Source organism: Mycobacterium sp., assembly GCF_002863225.1.
Classification (GTDB): domain Bacteria; phylum Actinomycetota; class Actinomycetes; order Mycobacteriales; family Mycobacteriaceae; genus Mycobacterium.
This window is the reverse complement of the sequence record NZ_PKEK01000041.1, coordinates 125,802-147,155: the sequence shown is the minus strand read 5'-3', so window position 1 is coordinate 147,155 and position 21,354 is coordinate 125,802. Positions and strand designations below refer to the sequence as shown.

General features: G+C 67.3%; 8 protein-coding genes. 5 read left to right on the top strand and 3 right to left on the bottom strand.

Features of this window, described 5'->3' with window-relative positions; genetic code table 11:
- Positions 1–3 precede the first annotated feature (3 nt).
- Together CYU59_RS13045 and CYU59_RS13040 are read right to left on the bottom strand one after the other, a co-directional pair.
- Positions 4–1,563, bottom strand: coding sequence for a ComEC/Rec2 family competence protein (locus tag CYU59_RS13045; protein WP_292990021.1), 1,560 nt, complete (start codon positions 1,561–1,563; stop codon positions 4–6).
- Positions 1,564–1,568: 5 nt separating this feature from the next.
- Positions 1,569–2,402, bottom strand: a complete 834-nt coding sequence (locus CYU59_RS13040; RefSeq protein ID WP_292990018.1) for a ComEA family DNA-binding protein — start codon at positions 2,400–2,402, stop codon at positions 1,569–1,571.
- 180 nt (positions 2,403–2,582) lie between these two features.
- Here CYU59_RS13040 and CYU59_RS13035 point away from each other — a divergent pair, with 180 nt between their 5' ends.
- Genes CYU59_RS13035 through CYU59_RS13025 form a run of 3 tightly spaced genes read left to right on the top strand, consistent with a single transcriptional unit; the run spans position 2,583 to position 5,297 of the window.
- Positions 2,583–3,743, top strand: coding sequence for an acyl-CoA dehydrogenase family protein (locus CYU59_RS13035; RefSeq protein ID WP_292990015.1), 1,161 nt, complete (start codon positions 2,583–2,585; stop codon positions 3,741–3,743).
- Between the two features lie 13 nt (positions 3,744–3,756).
- Entirely contained in the window at positions 3,757–4,866 is a 1,110-nt protein-coding gene (locus tag CYU59_RS13030) for an acyl-CoA dehydrogenase family protein (RefSeq protein WP_292990012.1), read from the top strand.
- An 8-nt stretch (positions 4,867–4,874) separates the two neighbouring features.
- Positions 4,875–5,297: a PPOX class F420-dependent oxidoreductase gene (locus CYU59_RS13025; protein WP_292990009.1), complete on the top strand. Its 423-nt coding sequence runs from the start codon at positions 4,875–4,877 to the stop codon at positions 5,295–5,297.
- Positions 5,298–5,376: 79 nt separating this feature from the next.
- On the opposite strand, the gene CYU59_RS13020 is transcribed toward CYU59_RS13025, so the two are convergent.
- Entirely contained in the window at positions 5,377–16,491 is an 11,115-nt protein-coding gene (locus tag CYU59_RS13020; protein WP_292990006.1) for a type I polyketide synthase, read from the bottom strand.
- Between the two features lie 338 nt (positions 16,492–16,829).
- On the opposite strand from CYU59_RS13020, the gene CYU59_RS13015 reads away from it, so the two are divergent.
- Positions 16,830–18,251 carry a condensation domain-containing protein gene (locus tag CYU59_RS13015; RefSeq protein WP_292990004.1) on the top strand — a complete coding sequence of 474 codons (1,422 nt, stop codon included), beginning with the start codon at positions 16,830–16,832 and terminating at the stop codon, positions 18,249–18,251.
- Positions 18,252–18,351: 100 nt separating this feature from the next.
- A complete protein-coding gene (locus CYU59_RS13010) occupies positions 18,352–21,351 on the top strand; it encodes an MMPL family transporter (RefSeq protein ID WP_292990002.1) in 3,000 nt (999 codons plus the stop codon).
- Positions 21,352–21,354: the final 3 nt, after the last annotated feature.

Genomic DNA, 21,354 nt, shown 5'->3' with positions numbered 1-21,354 from the left:
GTGTCATGTTCGGCCGACAGGTCCCCCGGCCCCCGCCAGCAGACCAGACAACGACCATGCCAGCAGCGCACATGCCGCCAGCGCCATCGCGGCCCGGAACCACGCCCATCGCCACAGCAGAACCGTCAACAGTCCACCGGCCCCAACGGTCAACACTCCGGAAAGCCCAGGCGGCACAGGCACACTCGCGCCAGGCACATTCGCGGCCCAGTGCGCGATTCGCAGTAGCCACCACACCTCAGGCCCGGTGAACCGGATCAGCACCTGCGCTCCAACCGGCCAGAGCAGGCACAGCGCTGCCGCCGCGGTCCCCAGCACCGTGATCGGTGCGACCAGCACCGCCACCGCAAGATTGGCCGCGGCGGACACCACGCTGAACCTGCCGGAGATGCCGGCGATCAACGGAGCCGTCACCAACTGGGCCGCGCACGCCACGCAGACGGCGTCCGCCACCGGCTTGGGCCAACCCGACGCCACCAGCCGTCGCGACCAGATCGGCGCGATCACCACCAGCGCGGCCGTCGCCACCACCGACAGGGCCAGCCCCACATCCACCGCCAATTGTGGAGTGATCACCATCAACACGAGCACGGTGGCCGCAAGCGCCGGGATCGCTTGGCGGCGCCGCGATGACAGCACACCGACCAGCGCGATCGCGCCCATCACCGCCGCCCGCAGCACGCTGGCCGAGGGCTGAACCACGATGACGAACAGCACCAGCGCCAGCCCGGCCAGCCCGACCGCGGCTCGCGGGCCGACCAGCCGCGCCGAGAACAACACGGCGCCGCAGACGATCGTCACGTTGGCGCCGGACACCGCGGTCAGATGAGTCAGACCCGCCGTGCGGAACTCTCGACCGGTCACCGGGGTGACCGTCGACATGTCGCCGAGCACCAGCGCGGGCAGCATCGCCGCCTGGTCCGCGGGCAACACGCGATCGGCCGAGGCCGCGAACCCGGCGCGCACCGCGTACGCGGCACGGTTCAACGGCCCAGCACGGCCCACCGTCGGTGCGCCGATCGCGGTGATGACCGCGACGCTCAGGTCTCGGCGAGTCGGCGCGCTGATCCGCGCGCGAAACCGCATCGGCTGACCGGCCATCACCGCGCCGAAGTCACGTGCCTGTGCGAAAACCACTGTGCGCCCGGATATCTGGTCGTCGCCGAACTGCCGCAGGCTGGCCCGGAACAACAACCGACCCTGACCTACCGACACTGCGCTCTCGGTCGGCGTGACCGTCACCTCGCCGCTGGTGCCGAACGCTGCCGCAATCGGGTGATGCGCAACGGCGTTGGCACGCAGCGCAATCGCGAATCCGAAGCCCGCGCCGACCATTCCAGCGGCGACCACACCGGCGCCGATGGCCCGCGCCCCGCGACGTCGGGGCCCGAAGCGCCAGAGCAACAATCCGGCCGCGCCGGCCGCCAGGCAGGCCACCCCCAGGATCGCGCCGACCGGCCAGATGATCCCTGTGCCGGTGACTGCCCAACTGGTCAGCGCCGCCGGCACCAGCCGCGCGTCCAGCGGCGCAACCGCGGGATCGGCGCCGACTGGCTGCGCCACCGGACTCAGACACGAACCAGTGGACGAAGCTTCTCCAGCCGGCCCGGGCCGATACCGTCCACCTCACCCAACTGGTCGACGCTGGTGAACTTCCCGTGCGCCTGGCGCCACGCCACGATCGCCTTCGCCATCACCGGCCCCACACCGGGCAGAGTGTCCAACTGCTCGGCGGTGGCGGTGTTGAGATTGACCACCTGCCCACCCTTGGCGGGGCTGGCCGCCGAACTGGTCGGACCAGGCGTGGCCGAACCCGGACTCACCGAACTTCCCAACACGGTGGGTTGCCCTTTGACCGGCGCGATGCCGACCACGATCTGCTCGCCGTCGTCGACCTGGCGGGCCATGTTGAGCCCGATGGTGTCGGCGCCGTCGGTCGTGCCGCCGGCCGCCTTCAGCGCGTCGGCGATCCGCGCCCCCGGCGCCAACGTGACGAGCCCCGGGGTGTGTACCAGGCCGACCACGCTGACCACCACCGGCTGGTTCGGGTGCGCAGCCGGGCTCTGGCTTCGGCTCGCCGTCGCCGCCATGTCGACGGGCGGCAGCTTGGCCGATGCCACCGGTGCGCGGTCTTCGCGCATCAACGTGAAGATGGTGATGAGCACGGCCACCGCCGCGACCGCGGCCAGCGCGACGGCACCGGCGCGGCCGGGATCGGCGCGGACCTTGGCCAACCAGCTGCCGTCCTGGGTCGCGCCTTCTGGCAGCCAGCGCGGCAGCAGCGAGTTCGGGTCGCTGTCGGCATCGTCGCCGCCCTCGGCGTCATGCTCAGACCGCGCCTCCGAGCTCGGTTGGGCGCCGAGTCGCCGGTGCAGTCGTTCGGCAGGCAGTTCTGTTCGCATGCGGCGACGGTAGGGCCGCCGGCCACCGTCGCGGCGCTGTGAGAACGCCCGTCACGGCTCCGCTGTGGATCAACGCGCGACTGTGCATGAACGATTCAGCGTCGAGCCGCCTGACTGGTTGGTTGAACAGGCGGATAACGTGCAACACAGGTACGACCGACCCAGCTAGAGGAGACTGCCGTGCAACTGGCGCTCACGAAGGACGAAGCCGCCTTCCGCGACGAGCTACGCGAGATTTATACGACGAAGATCCCGGCGGAGATCCGCGAGCGCACCCGCTCGGGTGAGGGGCTCGACCGCGATGACATCGCGACCAGTCACAAAATCCTCAACGAGCACGGACTGGCCGTACCGAGTTGGCCTGTCGAATGGGGCGGCAAAGACTGGACGCCGGCCCAGCATCAGATCTGGCTGGACGAGATGCAGCTGGCCTCGGTGCCGGAGCCGTTGAACTTCAACGCGAAGATGGTCGGCCCCGTCATCGCCGAGTTCGGGTCCCAGGAGATCAAGGAACGTTTCCTGCCGCCCACCGCCGCCTTGGACATCTGGTGGTGCCAGGGGTTCTCTGAGCCCGAAGCCGGCTCCGACCTGGCGTCGCTGCGTACCACCGCGCTGCGTGACGGCGACAGTTACGTCGTCAACGGGCAGAAGACGTGGACCACGCTCGGCCAGTACGCCGACTGGATCTTCTGCCTGGTGCGCACCGACCCGCAGGCACCGAAGAAGCAGGCCGGAATCTCCTTCCTGCTCATCGATCTGGACACCCCAGGCATCACGATGCGTCCGATCAAATTGATCGACGGCAGCGTCGAGGTCAACGAAGTCTTCTTCGAAGACGTCCGCGTTCCCGCCGACCAGCTCGTCGGTGAAGAGAACCAGGGTTGGAGCTACGCGAAGTTCCTGCTGGGCAACGAGCGCACCGGCATCGCGCAGATCGGTCGCACCAAGGTCAAGCTCGCGGACGTGAAAAAGCGTGCCGCCGAAAACGGCCTGCTCGACGATCCGCTGTTCGCTTCCCGCGTCGCCGAGGCCGAAAACGACTTGCTCGCACTGGAACTCACCCAGATGCGGGTCGCGTCCGGTTCCAAAGAGGGCAAGCCGAACCCGGCGTCGTCAGTGCTGAAGCTGCGGGGCAGCCAATTGCAGCAGATCGCCACCGAGTTGCTCGTCGAGGTCGCAGGCCCCGACTCGCTGCCGTTCGACGCCGGTCACGACATCGCCTCGCCGTCCTGGGCACAGGGCAGCGCGCCGCACTACCTGAACTACCGCAAGACTTCGATCTACGGCGGCAGCAACGAAGTTCAGCGGACCATCATCGCGTCGACCATCCTCGGCTTGTAAGGCAGGAACTGACATGGACTTTCAACTGAGTGAAGAGCAGACGCTGCTTCGCGACACCACCCGTGAGCTGCTGTCGCGGAGCTACGACGTCGAGAGCCGCCTCAAAGCCGTCGAATCCGAGCTGGGCTGGAGCCGGGAAGTGTGGAAGCAACTGGCCGAAACCGGCATCCTCGGACTGGGATTCGACCCCGACGAATCCGGGCAGCTGGAAGTGATCACCGTGCTCACCGAAATCGGTCGGCGGCTGGCGCCCGAACCCGTCATACACGCCGCGCTCGGACCCGGCGCGATCGTCGCCGAGATCGGCACCGACGCCCAGAAGGAACTCCTCGCGGAGGTCGCCGAGGGAGAGCGGCTGCTCGCATTCGCACACCTGGAGCCCGGCGCCCGCGGCACGTCGCACGACAAGGTCGCGACGACGGCTGTGCAGCAAGGAGATTCATGGGTTCTTTCCGGGAAGAAGAACCCGGTACTGGCCGGCGACTCGGCCGACACCCTGATCGTCAGCGCGAAGCTGCCCGACGGCGGTGTAGGCCTGTTCCTGGTCGACGGTGATGCCGTCACCCGCCACCCGTACCGCACCTTCGACGGTCTACGCGGCGCGCAGATCGACCTCGACAACGCGGCGGGCGAACCGCTCGGCGATGCGGTCGACGCGTCGCAGGCCATCAGCAACGGCGTCGTGCGCATCCAGTCCGCGCTATGCGCGGAGGCGGTCGGTGCCATGGAGGAAGCGTTGCGGTTGACGACCGATTATCTCAAGCAGCGCAAGCAGTTTGGCGTCACCCTGAACACGTTCCAGACGTTGACCCAGCGGGCCGCCGACATGTACGTGTCGCTGGAGTTGGCGCGCAGCATGAACCTCTACGCCGGCGTGTCCGTTGCCAACGGCAATCTCGATCCGGTGATCGCCGCACGCGCCAAGCTGCAGATCGGTCGGTCGGGACGCCACATCAGCCAGGAGGCGATCCAGCTGCACGGCGGTATCGGGATGACCAACGAGTACCCGGTCGGCCACTATGCGGCGCGGCTCACCGCGATCGATCACACCCTGGGGTCGTCGCAGGATCAGCTGCACGCACTGATCGACCAGGTCAACGAATACGAAGTCGTCACCCTGTAAGACCCGACATGGCTGACCTGACACCGGAAGTGGTCGAGTTCCTCTCGAAGGGAACTCGCACCGGGATGCTTGGGTTCCTGGCGTCGGATGGTCGACCGCTGGTGGCGCCGGTGTGGTTCATCATCGACGGCGGCCAGCTGGTGTTCAACACCAGCGCCGCGAGCGCGAAAGGCCGTGCGCTGAGCCGAGATTCACGCGTGGTGATCTGCGTGGACGACCCGCGTCCGCCGTTCTCGTTCGTCCAGGTCCAGGGCATCGCCACCACCTACGACGGCGCCGGGGACCTGCTCGACATCGCGACGCGAATCGGTGGCCGCTACATGGGCGCGGACCGCGCCGAGGAGTTCGGGCGCCGCAACGGCGTACCCGGCGAGCTGGTGGTGCGGGTTCAGCCGACGAAGGTCAACGCGATGTTCCGCGTCGCCGACTGAACCGCCGCGGCTTGCAACGAGATCGACGTTAGCGCGAGGGCTTCTCGAGTTTTCTCACGCTAACGTCGATCTCGACGCTCTATGTCGACTCGGCGGCCGATTCTGCCGGTGCAACTGCCCCGTTCGAGCCGTTCGAGCCGTTCGACGTCGCGGCCGGCTCGGCCTGCCCCTCGGCAGCGTCCGGAGCCGCACCGTCCGCCGGCTCCGCAGCCACCTCGGCCGGTGCCTCCTCCGAGGCGGGTTCGCCGTCCGAGTCCGGCATCTGAGCCGCGAGGTACTCGCCCAGCCCGCCGATTGTCGGGTAGTCGAACACCGCGGTGGCGTTGATCGTGAACTTGCCACCGAACTGGCTGTGCAGCCGGTTTCGGAGTTCCACCGCCATCAGCGAGTCGGTGCCCAGGTCCAGGAACCGGCTCGTCGCTGCGGGCGGCTGAGCCAGTCGCAGGAAGCCTTGCACCTCGCGCTGCAGGAACTCGGTGATGAACGTCGCCCGCTCGGACACCGGAAGCTCCTGCAGCTGCTTGAGCAACTCGCTGTCGACGACTTCGGCCATCTCGCTCGGCAGCACCAGATCCAGGATCGGTGGCCGCGAGCTGCCCATCACCTTCGCCGCCCGCGCCCAGTTGGCCTTCAGCACCGTTGCCTGCCCGGTTCCGTTGGCGACCACTTCGGCGAGGGCGCCGAGGGCACCCGAGGCATCCAGTGGGAGCAGACCCTGCGCACTGATGTTGGAGCTGGCGGCCTCCGAAGACGCCATACCCGCCCCGCCCCACGGACCGAAGTTGATTCCGGTGGCCGGCAAGCCGTGGGCCTTGCGGTCCGCGACCAGACCGTCGAGCAGCGCGTTGGCCGTCGAGTAGTTGGCCTGTCCCGGCGGGCCGAGCAGACTCGACACCGACGACGACACGATGAAGAACTCGAGCTTCTCGTCCCTGGTCAACCGGTCCAGATAGAACGCGCCGAACGCCTTGGGCGCCAACGTCGTCCGGAACCGGTCCAGATCCTGCTGGTTGAGCAGCGCGTCATCGAGGACACCGGCCAGGTGCGCGACACCCGCAAGCGGCGGGAGCTCACCGCGGATGCGCTCAAGCAGCTTCTCGACGTCCGATTCCACGCTCACATCGGCCGCGAAGGTGTGGATGCGCGTCTTGTAGCGGTCGGTGATCTCCTCGATCGTCTTCTGCGCCTGTGCATCCGGCTCACGCCGACTGGTCAGCACGATGTCACCGGCTCCGCGCTGCGCCAGGTACGACGCCGTGCTCAGGCCGATGGCACCAAGGCCACCGGTGACCAGGTAGGTGCGATCCGGTCGCGGCGCGAGCGGAGTCGGCATCTGGCACACGATCTTTCCGATGTGCCGTGCCTGCTGCATGCGCCGGAACGCCGTCCTGGCCTCCGTCAACGGATAGACCTCCGCGGGCAGTGGCGTCCACTCCCCCTTGGCCAACCCGTCGGACACCTCGGTGAGCAGGTCGCGGATGCGGTCGGGCTCGGTGAACATCACCGTGTCCAACGCGACGATCTCGTAGGCGATGTCAGGCCGGGCCTCAGCCATCTGCTCGGGAGTCCAGATGTCGCGCTTGGCGATCTCGGCGAACCGGCCGTTCTTGGCGGTGGCCCGCACGGTCGCCTCGATGAACCCCTCGCTGGTGAGGCTGTTGAGCACCACGTCCACGCCGGCACCGTCGGTGTCCGCGAGGATCTGGTCGGCGAAATCGGTTGTCCGCGAGTCATACACATGCTTGACACCGAGCTTGCGCAGCGTCGCCCGCTTGAAGGTGCTCGCGGTCGCGTAGACCTCGGCACCGTGCTGTTGCGCCATCTGGATGGCGGCCAGTCCGACACCACCACTGGCAGCGTGGATCAGCACCTTGTCGCCAGGGTTGAGCCCCGACCAGTCGAACGACAGCCGAACCGTCAGCGCCGCAGCCGGAATGGTCGCGGCCTCCACCGCGCTCACCCCGTCCGGGATCGGCGCCAGGAACTGCGCCGGCACGTTGAATCGGCTGGCGAAAGCACCCTGCATCGAGCCGTAAACCCGCTGACCGACCTCGACATGGCTCACCCCCTCACCCAGTTGGGTGACGGTGCCGGCGAAGTCACCACCGACCGGTCCCGGGTCGCCCGGGTAGAGGCCCAGCACGTTGAGCACGTCACGGAAGTTGAGACCGGCGGCCTCGACCCGCACCTGCACGTAGCCCGGTTCCGGCGCCTCCACTTCCTTCTCGGTCAGACGCAGGTTGTCGATCGCGCCACGCTCGGTGGGGAGCAAGGCGTAGTCGTCGGCACGCGGCACGTTGAGGTGACCACTACGCGACCACTGCAGCAGCCGGGATGCCAGCGCCTTGCCTTGGCGCACAGCGATTTCCGGCTCGTCGATCGGTGACGCGAGCAGACCGGTCAGCAGCTTCACGGCCTCCGGCGATCCGTCGACGTCGACCAGCTTGCTGCGCAGGCCGGGTTCCTCGTTGAGGATTGTGCGCCCGAGCCCCCACAGCGCAGCCTGCACCGCGTCGACCGGCTCACCCGACTCGGTGGCCACCGCTCGTTCGGTGACGATCCACAGCCCGCCCGGCAGTTTCACCGAGTTGTCGGCCTGTGCGGCGTGCACCGCGCTGAGCAGGTTCTCGACCTCGGCTTCCAGCCTCGAGATCTGCTCCGCGGTCGACTCTTCGGACTTGCGCCCAGAGCTGCGCCAGACGATGCCGGCGTACGGCATGCCCTTCTCGTGGGCCTGCGCCAGCACCTGACCCAGCAGCTCGGAGTCGCCGGTCCGGTCGAACGGGATGCAACCCGGCAGCGCGGCGGCCAATTCGCTGAACCCGGCCACCAGCCAGGTACCGCTGGGGGTCGTCGCTTCCTCGGTGGGAGCGATCGGCACCTCGTGCCATCCCAGGGTGTACAGCAGCCGGGTCGTGTCGCCACCGAGCCCGCGCAGCAACGCCTCTCGCGGCGCCCGCTTCACGGTGAAGCCGCGGATTCCGCCCAGGTTGCGGCCGTCCCGATCGAGGTAATCGAGGTCGAACACCTGCGTTTCGCTGTCGAGCTCGTTGGTGTGCCACTTCGCCCGGCAGTAGAACCGGCGCGGCATCTTGTCCTTCAGCGTCACCTGCTCGTATCGCAGCGGAAGGAACAGCCCGTTGACGCCCTGTTCGGCGGCACGCAGCGCCGGGAACGCCGGGAAGGCGACACCGGTGCACAGGTCCATCAGCACCGGGTGCATCGGTTCGGTGCCGAGGTTCTCGGTCAGTTCCTCACCGACCGAGATGTCGCCAATGGCTTCACCGTCGCCGAGCCACAGCGACTTCAGCGATCCGGACCAGTTCGGGCCCCAGTGCAGCTCCATGTCATCGAAGGTCTCGAACAGCTCCTGCGGACGCATGCGCTCCATCCGCTCGATCGCCGTGTCGATCGGTTCGGCGGGTTCGGTCGACTCGGGCTCTTCTCCGGCGCCGGCGATCGCGGTTCCGTCGGCGTTCAGCGACCATTCGGCGTCTTTCACGCCGTAGGGCCGGCTGTGCACCTGGAACTTCCAGCCCTCGTCGAGCGGGCTCAGCGTCAGCTGCACCTCGCGAGACGCCTTCTCCGGCAGGATGATCGGCTCGTAGAAGAAGACCTCTTTGACGTGCGCCGGCGTACCAACCGCGGCCAGAGCCATCGCGGCATACGTCGCGCCGGGAACGACGACGGTGCCGTAGATGACGTGGTCGTTCAGCCATGGCTGAGACTTCACCGACAGCCGGCTGGTGTAGACCGAGTCGCCGGAGGCGAGATCCTTTCCGCTGCCCAGCAATCCGGACATCGCGGGACCGTCGACGGTGATCGCCGAGCTCTTCGGCCAGAAACGCCGACGCTGGAACGGATACGTCGGCAATTCAAGCCGGCGACCGTGCCGCTCGTGCAACGCCTCGAACTTCGGCCGGTGTCCGCTGACGTAAGCGTTGGCCAGTGCGTCAGCAATCTGGCCCCGGTCACCCACACCCTTGCGCAGCGACACGATGGCCCGCGGCGCCGCCAGGTGCTCCGGCCAGACCTGCACCGCCGCGCCGGTCAGCACGGGCTGCGGCCCGATCTCCATCAGCACCGAGCATCCCAGTGCGGCGACGGTGCGCACGCTTTCCGAGAACTGAACCGGCTGGCGGGAGTGCCGCCGCCAGTACGGGGCGTCCAGCGGGGTCTCCGCGGTCAAGATGGCGCCGGTTCGGTTGCAGACCAGCGGCAGCGTGGGCGTCGCGAACTCGAATTGGCTTGCGAACGACTCGAATTCGTCCAGCACGGGCTCCAGCAGCTCCGAGTGGAAGGCGTGGCTGGTCTCCAGCCACGTGCAGCGCACCCCCTCCTCGCTGAACTTGTCGACGATCTGCGCGAGGTCGTCTCCCGGACCCGACAGGACGGTGTTGGGGCCGTTGTACGCCCCGACCGACACCTTCGGGAACTCGCTGGCAACCTGCTCGACCTGCTTGGGGTCGGCGAACACCGCCACCATCCGCCCGCCCACGGGCAGGCTGCCGAACAGCCGACCGCGCTCGGCCATCAACCGGGCACCGTCCTCGAGGCTGAACACTCCGGCGACGCAGGCCGCCGCGTACTGCCCCACGCTGTGCCCCAGCACCACATCCGGCTCGATGCCCCACGACTGCCACAGCCGGGCCAGCCCCATCTCGACGGCGAACAGCGCGGGCTGCGCGTTCGACGTGTGCTTAAGCGTCTCTCCTGCCTTGCCGCCCGTCTCACGGTCGGTGGCGAAGATCACCTCCAGCAGCGGCTGCTCCAGGATCCCGTCGACGGCGTCGGCGCACCGTTTCACCGTCTCGGCGAAAACCGGCTCGGCAGCGAACAATTCGCGCGCCATACCCGGGTATTGGCTGCCCTGCCCGGTGAACAGCCATGCCGTGGTCGGGCGGTCGGTGCATTCGCCCCGGACCACCCCGGGACGCAACTGGCCCGCGGCCAGGTCGGCCAGACCGGCGCTCGCGGTGTGCACCGAGTCGACGACGAGGGCGGCGCGGTGCTCGAAGTGGGAGCGTCCGACGCCGGCCGTCAGCGACACCTGGGCGATGTCGGCGTCCGGGTTGGCAGCCAACCAGGACCCGTACCGCTCGGCCAGTTCGACCAGCGCCTCCGCGGAGCGCGCCGACAGCGGCAACACGTTGACCGAGTCGGCAGCGCCCGAGTCCAGTGCTGCCACAGCGTCATCGGCCCCATCGGCCGGTTGCTCGTCGACGATCACCGGCTGCGCCGCCGGCGCCTCCTCGATCAGCACGTGCGCGTTGGTGCCGGTGAAGCCGAACGAGCTCACGCCGGCCCGACGCGGCCTGCCGTTGGCTTCCCACGGCGTCGACTTGTCGACGACCTTCACCGGCAGCGAACCCCACGGGATGTGTGGCGACGGGTTGTCGAAGTGCAGGCTCTGAGGCAGCAGACTGTTCTGCAGCGAGAGCACGACCTTGATCAGACCCGCTGCGCCAGAGGCGGATTCGGTGTGACCAATATTGGTCTTCACCGATCCCATCAGCAGCGGGCGGTTGGCGTCGCGGGAGCCGCCGTAGATGGCTCCGGCCGCCTGGACCTCGATCGGGTCGCCCAGCGGGGTTCCCGTGCCGTGTGCCTCGAGGTAGTCGACCTCGCCGCCGGACAGTCCGGCGCGAGCCAGGGCGGTGGCGATGAGACGTTGCTGCGCACCACCATTGGGCACGGTCAGACCGCTGGACGCGCCGTCCTGGTTGACCGCGCTGCCCGGGATCACGGCGGCGATCCGGTCGCCGTCACGCTCGGCGTCGCTGAGCCGCTTGAGCACCAGGATGCCGCAACCCTCGCTACGGACATAGCCATCGGCCGACGCGTCGAAGGTCTTGCACTGACCGACCGGTGACAGCATCCGGGCGCGGGAGGCGGCGACGACGGTCACCGGGCTCAGTAGGACGTTGACACCGCCGGCGACCGCGAGATCGCAGTCACCCGAGTGCAATGCCTGGACGGCCTGGTGCACGGCCACTAGCGACGAGCTGCAGGCGGTGTCGACCGCGACGGCAGGCCCCTCGAATCCGAGCGCGAACGCCACTCGGCCGGAGATCGCGTTGAGTGCGTTACCGGTGATGAAGTAGGGCTCGATCTTGTCGATCGACTCCGCGGACAACAAGTGCGCGTATTCGTTGGCGGCGACGCCGGCGAAAACACCGGTTCGGCTGCCGCGCAACGCGGCCGGCGAGTAACCGGCCCGCTCCAGGCCTTCCCATACGGTTTCGAGCATCAACCGCTGCTGCGGCTCGATCCACACCGCCTCACGCGGGGAGATGCCGAAGAACTCGGGATCGAATCCGTCGATGCCCTCCAGGAATCCACCGAAACGGGTGTAGGTCTTGCCCGCGACGTCGGGGTCCGGGTCGTAGAACTCGTCGATGTCGAACCGGTCCTCGGGGACTTCGCGGATCGCGTTGACACCGCCGGACAGCAGCTCCCAGAACGCTTCCGGGTTCGGCGCACCGGGGAAGCGGCACGACACCGCGATGATCGCGATCGGCTCGTCGGTGCGAGTCACCGCGGCCGCCAGCGACGGACCGGTCTTCTGTTCGCCCAAATCGAGCACGTCGCGCAGCAGGTAGTCCACCGTGTCGGAGAGCCGCGGGTGGTCCATCGCCAGCGTCGCCGGGATCTCCCTGCCAACCCCCTGCTCGATGCGCCGGCGCAACTCGACGGCCATCAGCGAGTCCATCCCGAGGTCGAAGAACCCGGCGTCTTCCCGGATCTCGGCGGGATCGACCCGCGTGACATCGGCCACCGCGTCGCGCAAGAAGTCCAACAGGAGCTTGCGGCGTTGTTGCACTGGCGCATTGGTCAGGCGTTCGACCAGCTCGGTCTTTCCGGACGGCAACGTCGCCGGTGCCGCGCTGGGCACCTCACGCTCCAACTCGGCCAGGAATGCCCGGCGGCCACCCTGCTGATACAGCGGGAGGAATTTCGCCCAGTCGATTCGGGCCACCACACCCTGTGCGGCACCCTGCTCGCCGGCGACCGCGATCAACTCGGCCAGACCCGCCAGTGCGTCGGCCGGTGCCAGGGTCTTGATGCCACGCTTGGCGAGCTTGGCCCGTGACTCCTCGTCGGCCATCCCAGCCGACCACGGACCGAAGTTCGCGCTGACACCGGCGACCCCCTGCTCGCGAAGTCGCCAGGTCAAGCCGTCCAGGAAGGCGTTGGCCGCGCCGTAGGCGGTCTGGCCGTACCCACCCCACACCGACGCGATCGAGGAGGTCGTGACGAAGAAGTCCAGCTTCAGGCCCGCCGCGGCCTCACTCAGATACCAAGCCCCCCAAACCTTTCCAGCGAAAACCCGATCGACTTCGGCGTCGTCCAGATCGCTCAGCGGGGTGGTGCCGATTTCGCCTGCGGCGTGCACGATGCCGGCCAGCGGCGGCAAATCGGACTCGACGGTGGCCAGCAGTCGCGACACGTCGTTCGCATCGGCGACATCAGCCGAGACGATCCGGATGTCGCTGCCGTGCTGCTCGATCAACGCGTCGATGCGCTGTTGCGCGGCTTCGCTCGCCGCACGACGACTGGTCAGAACCAGGTGCTTGGCGCCGTTCGCGGCCAGGTAGCCGGCAATCTCGAGTCCGATCGAGCCCAGGCCGCCGGTCACCAGATACGTTGCGTCGTCCCGCAATGCCAGCGGGGCCGAACTCGGCGCACCGGATCGCCGGACCAGCCGGGGTACGTAAACCGACCCCTCACGAACAGCGAACTGCTCCTCGCGGCGCGCCTCGGCCGTCACCTGGTTGACCAGGCGCGTCCACTCGTCGGCAGTCCCTTCGGCCAAGTCGGCCAAACCACCCCACAGGTGCGGCAGTTCCAATGAGGCGGCGCGACCGAATCCCCACAGAGCAGTCTGCTCCGGTGAGACGGTGTCGCCGTCGGTAACTCGTTGTGCGCCACGGGTTATCACCCAGATCGGCGCACGCAGTTCGGCGGCTGCCGCGGCACGGAAAAGCCGACGGCTACCGGCCAGCACCTGATGCTGCACCCGCTGCAGCGACCGCTGCGACGGGACGGTGTCACTCTCGAGCGCGGCGACGTTCAGGATGCGCAGGTTCGGCGACTCGTCGGCGGCGGCGCGCAACGCTGCCGTCAGCTCCTGCTCCTCGGCATCCGAGGCCGGCAACCCAAGGATCCGGTGCTGCTGACCGGCGGCGGCCAGCGCTTCGATCAGCGGGGCCACCGCGTCGCCGTTTTCGCCGATGAGCAGCCAGGTCGACGCCTCGCTCAGATCGGCGGGGGCCGCCGCGTTCACCTTGTCCCAGCGGAACTCGTAACGCGCATCGGAGATGGATTGGGTCTTGCGCTGGGCATTGTGTTGTGCCGCAAGCTTTGTCAGCACGCCGACGGTCTGGCCGTTGTCGTCGGCTCCGCCGAGGAGTTTGGCCAGGTCCTCGAATTTGCCGTCTTCGAGCAGGCGGACCGTTTCGCTGGTCGAGGTGACGTGCGACTGCTGCGTCGGCAGCTCGCGGTTCTCGCGGAACCAGTACTGGCGGTGCTGGAACGGATAGGTCGGCAGGTCGAGCTTGCGTGCCGGTCCGTGTTGTACCGCCCCGAAGTCGGGCAGGGCCCCCAAGACGTAAGCGTCGGCGAGTGCTTCGGTGATCTGACGGTGGTCGGCGGTGTTCTTCCGCAGCGACGCGATCGCCCGCGGTGACGTCGCCGGGTCCGGCCAGGCCCGCAGAGCCGACGCGGTGAGCACCGGCTGCGGGCCGATTTCCAGCAACACCTTGCAACCCAGTTCAGACAACGTCTGCACGCTCTTGGCGAATTCGACCGGCTGACGCGCGTGGCGGCGCCAGTAGTTGCCGTCCAGTTTCTGACTGCGGCCGATCACTGCACCGGTCCGGTTGTCGACCAGAATCCGTTGCGGCGATGCGTATTTGAAGCCGTCGGCGTACTTCTCGAATTCGTCGAGGATCGGGTCCAGCAGCGCCGAGTGGAACGCGTGGCTGGTTTCCAGCCAGTCGCAGCGCACACCGTCAGCAGTAAGGGTTGAGACTGCCTTGTCCAAATCGCCTGCGGGACCGGACAATACCGTGTTCGCACCGTTGTATGCCGCGACCGAGAGACTCGGGAACTGGTCGGTGAGGCTCTCGACGCGCTCGGCGGCGGCGAACACCGCGACCATCCGGCCACCGGCGGGCAGGCTGCCGAAGAGGCGGCCGCGCTCGGCCATCAGCTTCGCCCCGTCTTCCAAGCTGAACACGCCGGCGACGCATGCCGCCGAATACTGGCCGACACTGTGGCCTAGGACCACGGCCGGCTCGAAGCCCCAGGACTGCCAGAGCCGGGCCAGCCCGAGCTCGACCGCGAACAACGCCGGCTGCGCGTAGGTGGTCTGCTTCAGCGTCTCTTCGGCATCTGGGCCGTCGATGTCGAAAATTACGTCCAGCAACGGCTTTTCGAGCACGTCGGCCACCGCGGCGGCGCAACGGTCCAGGGTCTCGGCGAACACCGGCTCGGTGAGGTAGAGCTCGTGCGCCATGCCCGGGTACTGACTGCCCTGACCGGTGAACAACCATGCGGTTTTCGGCGCGGCATCAGACACCCCACGCACCAGGCCCGGTGCCGGGCGGTCGTCGGCGACTGCACCGAGCAGGTCGCCGGCAGCTTCCTTGGAGTTGACCACCAATGCGGCCCGATGCTCGAAGTGCGCGCGGCCCACCCCGGTGGTCAGGCAGACGTCGGCCAGCGTCGCGTCCGGATTGGCACTCAGCCAGTCGCGGTACTGCTCGGCAACCTGAACCAGCGCTTCCGGTGTGCGGGCCGAGACCGGCAGGATGTGGAATCGCTTGTCCGCGGCCTCGTCGGTCGGGGCGTCGATCACCGGCGCAACTTGCGCGGGTGCTTCTTCGAGGATGACGTGCGCGTTGGTGCCGGCGAACCCGAACGAGCTGACGCCGGCGATGCGTGGCTTGTCGGTGCGCTCCCACGGGGTGGCCTCCTTGACCACCTCGAGCGCCAGCCGCTCCCACGGGATGTGCGGCGACGGGTTCTCGAAGTGCAGGTGCGCGGGGATCAGTTCGTTCTCGAGCGAGAGGATCACCTTGATGACACCCGCGATGCCCGCGGCGGCCTCCAGGTGCCCGATGTTGGTCTTCGCCGAACCGATCAGCAGCGGGGCGCCGTCCTTGCGGCCCTCTCCGAGTACCGCGCCGGCGGCCTGCGCTTCGATCGGGTCGCCCAGCGACGTTCCGGTGCCGTGCGCCTCCAGGTAGTCGACGTCGGCCGGGGTGAGGCCGGAGCGTTTCAGCGCGTCGGTGATAACCCGTTGTTGCGCAACACCATTGGGAACGGTCAGGCCGCCCGAGGCGCCGTCCTGGTTGATCGCACTGCCGCGGATGACGGCGCGGATGTGGTCGCCGTCGTTGATCGCGTCTTCGAGTCGTTTGATGACGATGACGCCGCAACCCTCACCACGTACGTAGCCGTCGGCGGCCGCGTCGAAGGTCTTGCATCGGCCGTCGGGCGAGAGCATGTGTGCGCTGGAGAAGGTGATCATCGTCGCCGGGGTGAGCAGGACGTTCGCGCCACCGGCCAGGGCCAGGTCGCACTCCCCGAGCTGCAGTGCCTGACATGCCTGGTGGATGGCCACCAGCGAGGAGCTGCACGCGGTGTCGACGGCGACGGCCGGGCCCTGTAGACCCAGCCGGAAACTGATCCGGCCGGCCGCGGCGGCGTTGGACGTCCCGATCGCCATGTAGGCCTCGATCTCGGGGAACGTCAGCTCTCCGGACGCCATGCCCAGGTAGTCGTGAGTGGCCAAACCGATGAACACACCGGTGTTGGAATTCGCCAAAGATGTTGGCGCAGTTCCGGAATGCTCGACCGCCCGCCAGGCCGTCTCCAACAGCAACCGGTGCTGCGGGTCCAGCATCCTGACCTCGCGCGTCGACATGCCGAAGAACGGCGCGTCGAACCCTGTGACGTCGTCGACGAAACCCGCCCGCCGCGTCGCGACCTTGCCCGGGGTGTCGGGGTCGGGGTCGAAGAATTCGTCGACATCCCACCGGTCGGCGGGAACTTCGGAGATCGCGTCCCGGCCCTCGCGCAGCACATCCCAGAACTCGTCGGCGTTCGCGGCTCCAGGGAGGCGTGCGGCGTAACCGACGATCGCAAAACGGGGTGTTGACTGCTGCTGGCCTTCGACGGATGCCATGCGTTGTCCTCTCGACTTGGGGACGGTGAGAAAGATTCGGTCGCCGCGTTCGGCCCGGATGCGCAACAGAATTGCTGCCGCGGGCGACTATTGCAAGTGTGGCTCCGGCGACGGTGCCGGACTCCGCGAACCGTACCGCAGGGTATGGCTAAGGTCACCCTTAGGCACGCCGTGTGGATCTATGTCAATAGGTGTCGGGCTTGACATCATTGACCCGGTCGGGCAATGCGTACAGGCGTCTGTTGCTGGGGCGACACTGACAGCCGAGCGGGCTATCTTGGTCTCGCCGCGAGCACCAGCGGCCGGCCCGGAGCCGTTCAACTGAGGAGGAAGTTCTTTTGCGCATCGGGCAAATTACGGTCGGCTCACTGAGTGAGTGGACGCTGACCCCGGGCAATGTCACCTCCTGGCACCCGACTCCTACGGCTGCGGACAAAGCGCGCCAGGCGCCGGTGAGCTCGGTGCCGGTCAGTTATATGCAGGGCCAGCACCTACGTAACTACTACGAGCGGGACGCCGCCGGATTGAACTTCTCCCGGCAGATCATCGCCAGCTGCGACGCCAAGGGTGAGTGCGACATCGCCGCCATGGACGTCGCGCTCAACGCCTACCTGCGCCGACACGACACTTTCCGCAGCTGGTTCGAGCGCACCGACGACGGCGGATTCATCCGGCACACGATCACTGATCCCTCCGAGATCGAATTCGAGCCGGTCGACCAGGGCTACATGACCGTCGACGAGATCCACCGGCACACCACCGCGATTCCCAGTCCGCTGGAGTGGGGCTGCTTCACCTTCGGGGTGGTCCAACGCGAGGGCCAATTCACCTTCTTCGTCGCGATGGACCACGTTCACGGCGACGCGACGCTGATCGGCACCACGATGATCGAGGCCAACGGCATGTATGCCGCGCTGAGCAGCGGCGGTGAGGCACTCGAGCTCCCCGACGCCGGTAGCTTCGACGATTTCTGCGTCCGCGAGCGCGAATCCACCTCCCAGCTGACGCTGGATTCGCCGGGCGTACAGGCCTGGATCGACTTCGCCGAGAACAACGACGGCGGCTTCCCCGAGTTCCCCCTTCCGCTGGGCGACCCGAACAAGACGATCAGCAGCGAGATGTCGTCTGAATTGCTGATGGATCCAGCCCAGGCCGAGCGGTTCGACGCGGCGTGCGGGACGGCCGGCGCGCGTTTCGTCGGTGGTATCTACGCATGTCTGGCCCTGGTGGAGCACGAGTTCACCGGCGCCCTGACCTACTACGGGCTCACGCCACGGGATTCGCGCACCGGCGCGGACAATTTCATGACGCAAGGCTGGTTCACCGGCCTGATACCGGTCACCGTGCCGATCGCCGCGACGTCGTTCAACGAGGCGGCCTACGCGGCGCAGACCTCGTTCGACTCCGGCCTGGACATGGCGCGGGTGCCGTATTACCGCGTTCTGGAGCTGGCGCCGTGGCTGAAGTGGCCGCAGCCGAACTTCCCGGTGTCGAACTTTCTGCACGGTGGGGCCGCTCCGCTCAACGCCATCCTCGCGGCGGGCGACCTGGGCCTGGCGGACAACATCGGGATCTATCCCGACGGCCGGTTCTCCTACCAGCTGACTATCTACATTTTCCGATACAAAGAGGGCACGGTGATGGCGATCATGCATCCCGACAACCCCATTGCCCTGAAGTCGGCCACCCGCTACATGGAGGCGATGAGGTCTGTGTGCGTGCGGGTCGCCGACAGCGGGCACTGGGGACGCGTCGCCTGACGTGGGCTCGTCGATGGCTGCGGCCAGTCTGAAGTGCGCAATCGCCGGATGGGAACGGTGCGAAATTGTGCGGTGTAACTCATCCCGGGGGGAAAGCTAAATGCGACGACTAGCCGATTTCGTAGTGCGATGGCCATGGGTGGTGATCGGGGTCTGGGTCGCGATCGCGGTAGCCCTGCCGCTGTCGTTCCCGTCGCTCAACGAGATGTCCGAGAAGCATCCGCTGTCGATCCTGCCCAGCGACGCGCCGTCCAACGTCACCGCGCGCAAGATGACCGAGGCCTTCCACGAAGCGGGCTCCGAGGATCTCCTGCTGGTCGTCCTCACCGACGACAAGGGGCTCAGCCCCGCGGACGAGGCCACCTACCGCGCGCTGGCGGACACCCTGCGCAAAGACACCGCCAATGTGGTGATGCTGCAGGACTTCATCAGTACGCCACCGCTGAAGTCGATCGTCACCAGCAAGGACAACAAGGCCTGGGTGCTGCCTGTCGGGGTGGCCGGCGAGCTGGGCACGCCGCGGTCCTACGAGGCGTTCAACCACATCGCCGACGTCGTCAAACACACCGTCGCCGGGAGCTCGCTGAAGGCGAATCTGACCGGGCCCGCGGGCACCGTCGCCGACCTCACCGTCGCGGGTCAACATGACCGGATGCCGATCGAGCTGGCTATCGGCGTCCTCGTGCTCGTCGTCTTGCTGATCGTCTACCGCAGCCTGATCACGATGCTGTTGCCGCTGATCTCGATCGGGCTGTCGCTGGTGATCGCCCAGTCGGTGGTCGCCGCCTACTCCTTTGTGACCGGCGCCGGAGTCTCGAATCAGTCCATCGTCTTCCTGAGTGCCATCATGGCCGGCGCCGGAACGGACTACGCCGTCTTCTTGATCAGCCGATATCACGACTATCTGCGGCTGGGCGAGAACCACGAAACGGCGCTCAAGAAGGCGTTGCTCTCGATCGGCAAGGTGATCGCGGCGTCCGCCAGCACCGTCGGCATCACCTTCCTGGTCATCAGCTTCGCCCGAATGGGCATCTTCCAGACGGTCGGTATCGCTTCGGCGATCGGTATCGGCGTGGCCTTCCTGGCCGCGATGACCTTGTTGCCCGCCATCATCGCCCTCGCCGGCCGACGCGGGTGGGTCAAGCCGCGACGTGAGCTGACCGCGCCCTTCTGGCGGCGTTCGGGTATCCGCATCGTGCGCCGGCCGCGGCTCCATTTGGTTGCCAGCTTGCTGGTGCTGGCGGCACTGGCCAGCTGCGCGGGGCTGGTCCGCTACAACTACGACGACCGCAAAGCGCTGGGCGCGTCTACCCCGAGCTCGCTCGGCTACACCGCACTGGACCACCACTTCCCGGTGAACCAGTCGATCCCGGAGTACCTCTTCATTCAGTCACCGCGCGACCTGCGTAATCCCCAAGCCCTCGCCGACCTGGAGCAGATGGCGGACCGGGTCAGCCAGCTGCCGAACGTCGCGGCGATCAGCGGCATCACCCGACCCACCGGGAACGTGCCGGAACAATTCCGGGCCACCTACCAGGCGGGCGCCATCGGCTCGTTCCTGGCCGGCGGATCGACGCTGATCAACGACCACACCAACGACCTCAACCAGCTGTCGGAGGGTTCAGTCACGCTGGCCGACAAACTCGACGAGGTCCGCGGCCAGGTCACCGAGCTGGCGTCCAGCGTTCAGGAGTTGGAGAGCACCTTCAAGTCGTCGAAGGACCAGTACAGCGGCGAGACGCTGGTTCACGAGGTCGACCTCGCGGCGCAGCTCATCGACCACGTCAACGTGATCGGCAACGACATGGGCTGGAACTACACCGGGGCCAAGAACCTGTTCGGATGGATCCTCCCGGTGGTGAAGGCGCTGGAGGGCAACCCCACCTGCGATCTCGATGAGTCCTGCGCCGACACCCGCGGCGCTTTCGAGCAGTTGCTCGGCGGCCGTGACCAGGAACATCTCGACGCGATCAACGACCTGGCCCGCCAGATGCAGGACTACCCGGACAAAAACCAGCTCAAGGCATCGACCGACAAGATGCGGGCGTCGATCAAGAAGTTGACCGGTGTGCTGCAATCGCTGGGAATGGACCAGCCCGGCGGTCTGCAGGGCAATCTCGACCAGCTGCAAGGCGGCGCCAATCAGTTCGCCGGTGGCAGCCGCCAGATCGCCGATGCGGTCAACCAGCTGGTCGACCAGGTCAAGCAGTTGGGTGCCGGGCTCAGCGAGTCGGCAACGTTCCTGCTGTCGCTGAAGAAAGACGCCGCGCAGCCGTCGATGGGCGGATTCAACATCCCGGCGCAACTGCTTCACCTGAAGGAGTTCCAGGACGCCGCCAAGGTGTTCATCTCCGCCGACGGCCATTCGGTGCGGTACCTGGTGCAAACCAAGCTCAATCCGTTCAGCACCGAGGCCATGGATCAGGTGAATTCGATCCTGGCGACCGCGAAGGGCGCCCAACCGAACACCGCGCTGTCGGACGCCAAGATCTCGATGGCGGGCTACACCGTCGGCCTCAAGGACACCCGTGACTACTACCAGCACGACATCCGGTTCATCATCGCGGCGACCCTGCTGGTCGTGCTGCTGACGCTGATCGTGCTGCTGCGGGCGATCGTCGCGCCGCTGTATCTGGTCGCCTCCGTCGTGATTTCGTACCTGTCCGCGGTGGGCATCGGTGCGGTGTTCTTCCAATTCATCCTCGGCCAGCAACTGCACTGGAGCGTGCCGCCGTTGGCCTTCGTGGTGCTGGTCGCGGTCGGAGCCGACTACAACATGTTGCTTGTCTCCCGAATGCGCGATGAGTCGCCACACAGCGCGCGTTACGGCATCATCCGCACGCTGAGTTCGACCGGCGGCGTGATCACCGCGGCAGGCCTGATTTTCGCCGCCTCGATGGCGGGCTTGCTGTTCTCCAGCATCGGCACAGTGGTTCAGGGCGGTGTCGTGATCGGCGTCGGCATTCTGCTCGACACGTTCCTGGTTCGAACCATCACGGTTCCCGCCATCGCGGCGCTGATGGGTCAGGCCAACTGGTGGCCCTCGCGGCCGGGCCGACGCAGGCCGGCAGCCGGCCTGAGCCAGGCGCAGACGAGTTAGCGC